Source organism: Mycobacterium sp. E735, assembly GCF_001666955.1.
In the GTDB taxonomy this organism is placed as follows: domain Bacteria; phylum Actinomycetota; class Actinomycetes; order Mycobacteriales; family Mycobacteriaceae; genus Mycobacterium.
In genome coordinates, this window is the sequence record NZ_LZIX01000104.1 from 1 (window position 1) to 4738 (window position 4738).

Annotated in this window: 7 protein-coding genes; 5 read left to right on the forward strand and 2 right to left on the reverse strand. The window is 68.6% G+C overall.

Features of this window, described 5'->3' with window-relative positions:
• The first annotated feature begins 150 nt into the window (after positions 1 to 150).
• Both A5704_RS08695 and A5704_RS08700 read left to right on the forward strand, forming a co-directional pair.
• Positions 151 to 891, forward strand: coding sequence for a class I SAM-dependent methyltransferase (locus A5704_RS08695; RefSeq protein ID WP_156737639.1), 741 nt, complete (start codon positions 151 to 153; stop codon positions 889 to 891).
• Between the two features lie 30 nt (positions 892 to 921).
• Entirely contained in the window at positions 922 to 2292 is a 1371-nt protein-coding gene (locus tag A5704_RS08700) for an amino acid permease (protein WP_067888508.1), read from the forward strand.
• A 3-nt stretch (positions 2293 to 2295) separates the two neighbouring features.
• Here A5704_RS08700 and A5704_RS08705 read toward each other — a convergent pair whose 3' ends face one another.
• Entirely contained in the window at positions 2296 to 2784 is a 489-nt protein-coding gene (locus A5704_RS08705; RefSeq protein WP_067888511.1) for a hypothetical protein, read from the reverse strand.
• A 143-nt stretch (positions 2785 to 2927) separates the two neighbouring features.
• Here A5704_RS08705 and A5704_RS08710 point away from each other — a divergent pair, with 143 nt between their 5' ends.
• Complete coding sequence (locus tag A5704_RS08710) at positions 2928 to 3350, forward strand: MarR family winged helix-turn-helix transcriptional regulator (protein ID WP_067748312.1); 423 nt, start codon at positions 2928 to 2930, stop codon at positions 3348 to 3350.
• A gap of 96 nt (positions 3351 to 3446) precedes the next feature.
• On the opposite strand, the gene A5704_RS08715 is transcribed toward A5704_RS08710, so the two are convergent.
• Positions 3447 to 3842 (reverse strand): nitroreductase family deazaflavin-dependent oxidoreductase, encoded by a 396-nt coding sequence (locus A5704_RS08715; protein WP_067748314.1) that lies wholly within the window; start codon positions 3840 to 3842, stop codon positions 3447 to 3449.
• Between the two features lie 73 nt (positions 3843 to 3915).
• Between A5704_RS08715 and A5704_RS08720 the strand changes: the two genes are divergently transcribed.
• A complete protein-coding gene (locus A5704_RS08720; RefSeq protein ID WP_067748316.1) occupies positions 3916 to 4260 on the forward strand; it encodes a hypothetical protein in 345 nt (114 codons plus the stop codon).
• Positions 4261 to 4317: 57 nt separating this feature from the next.
• The coding region (locus A5704_RS08725; RefSeq protein ID WP_156737640.1) for an aminotransferase class III-fold pyridoxal phosphate-dependent enzyme at positions 4318 to 4738 on the forward strand (421 nt) is incomplete at its 3' end.

The window sequence follows — 4738 nt, forward strand, 5'->3', positions numbered from 1 at the left end:
GCGCGCCGTGGCTGGCGTGTGGGTACCTGGTGGCGACGGCCGTCATCAGCGTGCTCGCCACGGCGGCGATCCGGGAGCAAGACCTGCACCTCTGAGCCCTCCGCGCAGTAGTCTCGTTCGCAGTCGGCAGCCGCGAGGAAGCGAGAAGAGATGACTGACGCGAACGTCGCCGGTTTCGAACCGCTGTACGACGAGGCCGAGCACGCCGGCCGGCGGATCCCGTGGGACATCGGCGGCCCGCAGCCGGCGGTGCAGCAGCTGGTGGCCTACGGCGGGATCCGCGGCGAGGTGCTCGATCCCGGCACCGGTCCCGGCCACCATGCCATTCACTTTGCGGCGCAGGGGTATTCGGCGACCGGCATCGACGACTCACCCTCGGCCATCGAGCAAGCCAAACGCAACGCGGAGCGGGCCGGCGTCCAGGTCGATTTCCAGGTGGCCGACGCCACCAAGCTGGAGGGGTTCGAGGGCCGCTTCGACACGGTGGTGGACAGCGCCTTCTATCACGTGTTCCTCAACGACGGGGTCGTCCAGACGCGGTACGCCCAGGCGCTGCACCGCGCCACCAAACCCGGAGCCCGGCTGTACATGTTCGAGTTCAGCCCCCACAACGTCAACGGCCTGCAGTGGACGGCCATCCCCGCCGATAACTTCGAGCGGGTGTTCGGTGCCAACGGATGGCGCATCGACTACCTGGGCGGCACGACGTATCAGGCCCGCTTCCTGAAGGAGACGTTCGACGCCATGAAGGAGTTCGCCTCCGGGCAGCAGGGCGAGATCCTGCAGCGGATGCGGCCGCTGGTGCACCGGCTGGGCGTCATCGACCCCCTTCTGGAGGACCACCGGGTGCACCTCCCGGTGTGGTCCGTGGTGGCCACCCGGTTGGACTGACCGCGGTTCACCGGGCGGGGGCGAGGAGCGATGGCCGGCACTCCGCAACTGCGCCAAGGGTTGTCGCAGCGCCAGCTCAGCATGATCGCCCTCGGTGGGGTGATCGGCGCCGGCCTGTTCGTCGGCTCCGGCGTGGTGATCAAGGACACCGGCCCCGCGGCGTTCCTGACATACGCGCTGTGCGGCCTGCTGATCGTCCTGGTGATGCGCATGCTGGGGGAGATGGCCGCGGCGAACCCGTCGACCGGATCGTTCGCCGATTACGCGGGCAGGGCGCTGGGCGGCTGGGCGGGCTTTTCGGTCGCCTGGCTGTACTGGTACTTCTGGGTGATCGTGGTCGGCTTCGAGGCGGTCGCCGGCGGGAAGGTCCTCAACTACTGGTTTCACGCCCCGCTGTGGCTGCTGTCGCTGGGCCTGATGATCTTGATGACCGCGACCAACCTGTTCTCCGTGTCGTCCTTCGGTGAATTCGAATTCTGGTTCGCCGGAATCAAAGTCGCGACCATCGTGGTCTTTCTCGGCATCGGCGCCGCGTTCGTCCTGGGCCTGGTGCCCGGCCATCCCGGCGGCCTGGGCAACCTCACCGCGCACGGCGGATTCTTTCCCAAGGGCGTGGGGGCCGTCTTCGCCGCGATCGTGGTGGTGATCTTTTCCATGGTGGGCGCCGAGATCGTCACCGTGGCCGCCGCCGAAAGCCGGGACCCCGAGCTCGCGGTGCAGAAGGCGACCAGGTCGGTGGTGGCGCGGATCGGCGTCTTCTTCGTCGGCTCGGTCTTTCTGCTGGTGGCGATATTGCCCTGGGACTCAGTGGAACTCGGCGCCTCGCCCTATGTGGCCGCGCTGCACCACCTGGGGTTGCGCGGCGCCGACCAGGTGATGAACGCGGTGGTGCTCACGGCGGTGCTGTCCTGCCTGAACTCGGGGCTCTACACGGCGTCGCGCATGCTGTTCGTGCTCGCCGACCGCGGTGAGGCCCCGGCGCGATTGGTCAGGCTCAGCGGGCGGGGGGTCCCGCACATCGCGATCCTGTGCTCCTCGGCGGTCGGATTCGGTTGCGTCGTCATGGCGCGCGTCGCGCCCAACACCGTGTTCCTCTTCCTGCTCAACTCGTCGGGCGCCGTCATCCTGTTCGTCTACTGGCTGATCGCGCTGTCGCAGATCATCCTGCGCCGCCGCACCCCCGCCGAAAAGCTGCGGGTGAAGATGTGGTTCTTTCCGGTACTTTCCATCCTCACCCTCGCCGGAATCACCGCCGTGCTGGTGCAGATGGCGTTCGACCGCTCGGCGCGCAGCCAGCTCTGGCTCAGCCTGCTGTCGTGGGCCGTCGTGGTCGGGCTGTACGTCGTTGCCCGGGTCCGTAGCCGAATCGGTACTCGCCGCGCGATCGCCGCTGACGACTGACGTTCACACGCGGCGGGGTATCCGCATGTGCTGCTCGGCGCGATGCCATGTCAGTGTCGGGACGAATCGCTCGTCGGCCCAACTCGCCGACTGCACCCGCAGCCGTCCCCGCCAGTTCCTCATGATTTCGGCGTGCACGGGCCACCGGATGAATCGGCGTAAATCGCTTCCGCTGTTCCAGACCGATAGCGATCCACCGCGCCACTCGGCGGGTTTGCCCCACAGCCACAGCCCGACCGCGCCGTGCATAATCGGCCAACTTTCCGCCAGCTTCACACCTAGCTCGGCGACCTGCTGCCAATCCTTCTCCGATTCGGCGTGAAAGTCGGTGTAGCTCACCACGACCGGCAACCGGGTTGAGTCGCAGGGGCCCGGCAGCCAGTCGGTGCTGATGAGTCCGGCCCCTGGTGTGATCGGCGGCTGGCCGGCCGCCCCGTCGGTCGCTGGACGTCCATCGTCACCACGGACGGCGTCGGATCGGGTTGTGGTCATGGCGAGCTCCTATGTCGAATGGCGGTCGCGACGAGTGCGTAACGGTGCGATCGGCGGGCGCGGGTACGGGGAACACGTTAAATAATAAGCGAATGTAGATGATATGACGACGCTTATAATCTGGCAAACTCTATCATCACGACATGGGCCGAAAGTCGAACCGTCCAGATCTCGCGGCGATGCTCGTGCCGCTGGCCCGCCAAGCCGTAGCCGCCGAGCGGCCGGTGCTGGCGGCGCACGGCCTGTCGATGTGGGGTTACGTCATACTCGGCGCGCTTGACGGGTCGCCGATTCGCACGCAAGCGGCGCTCGCCGAGGCGGTCGGCGCCGACAAGACGCGCATCATTCCCACGCTCGACGAGCTGCAGGAGCACGGCTACATCGAACGCTCACCCGATCCCGACGACCGTCGCGCGCGCCTGCTTGCGATCACCGACGCCGGACGCTCGATCAGAAGTGCCGCGCAGCGCGACATTCGAGAAGCCGAGGAGCGCTGGCTTGGGCAGCTGTCCTCCAGCGACCGATCCGCTTTTCTGCGCGTGCTCAGCCAACTGGCGTCCGGTTGACCATGTCGAGCGCACGCCGTGCGGGTGTCGATTTGACCGACCTGGATCAGCCGCTTGCCCGGACGCCGGAGCCACGCGGGCGTGCGGGCAGCCACCTCACTCCGTCTTGGTCAGCAGCACCGCGTCCTCGAACGGCAGCCGCGCGAAAATCGGCCGCGCTCCGGGGCTGACGTGGGTCGCCGCTTCGGCCTTGCTGACGACCCGCGGGTCCGCGATGCCGAAGCTCTTGCCGTTGCGGCGCATCCGCCCGCCGCCCGCGGCTGTCAGGTTTTTCAGCCAGTCCCGGTCCGGGCCGTAGGTCAGCAGGATCGCGATCCCGGGCTTGCCGTCGACCTCCGCGCTGAAGACATTCACCGGGGTGCGGTACGGCTTGCCCGAGCGGCGGCCGACGTGTTCCACGATCGCGAAAGGCGGCAGCCAGCCGGCCCACAGCCGCTGCATCGGGTTGGTGACGCGACGGTTGAACCGGGCGAGACTCTGTGGCATCTGCATACCGCCATCCAACTCGCGGCAACCGCCCGGCATCAACCCAACTTTTCACACCGAACGGGTCTAGTGTCTGAACATGGGTGATTCGCCGGGTAACGAGGCGGCCCAGCGCGCCGACGAGCTCAAGCGCAGGGGTGAAGCCCTGGCCGCGCGCAAACCCATCACGCTCGAAGACGTCGAGCTCGCGACCGACCGCGCCAGGCACGCCCACGAGCGGGATCACGAGGCGCACCGCCGCGACCGGGACCGGCACTACGAGGCCGCCGTCGCCCACGAGCGCGCCGCCGAGGTGCACGAGCGGGCGGCCGACGAGCGCCTCGGGGACGTCGAGGCGCACCGGCGGGCGGCGGAAAAAGAGCGCGAAGCCGCCCGCCATCATTTCCAGGCCGCCCAGCAAGCCGGATCGCAGGGCGACGCCTGACCCGTCCTGCTACACCCTGTAGTTGTTCCGGCCGCGGGGGCTGGGACACTGGTTGTCATGGGAAGCAGTGACCGGGCGACCGCGCATGCCGCGATGACGACGGCGTCGGCCCGGCTGTTCGCCGACGCCTGCGCCGTCATCCCCGGCGGGGTGAACTCCCCGGTGCGGGCGTTCACCGCGGTGGGCGGGACCCCGCGCTTCATCACCGAGGCCAACGGGTACTGGCTCACCGACGCCGACGGCAATCGCTACGTCGACCTGGTCTGCTCGTGGGGCCCGATGATCCTGGGGCACGCGCACCCCGCCGTCGTCGACGCCGTCACCCGTGCCGCCGCGTCCGGCCTGTCGTTCGGCGCCCCCACCCCGGCGGAGAGCCAGCTGGCCGCCGAGATCATCGGCCGGGTGGCGCCCGTGGAGCGGATCCGGCTGGTCAACTCCGGCACCGAGGCCACGATGAGCGCGATCCGGCTGGCCCGCG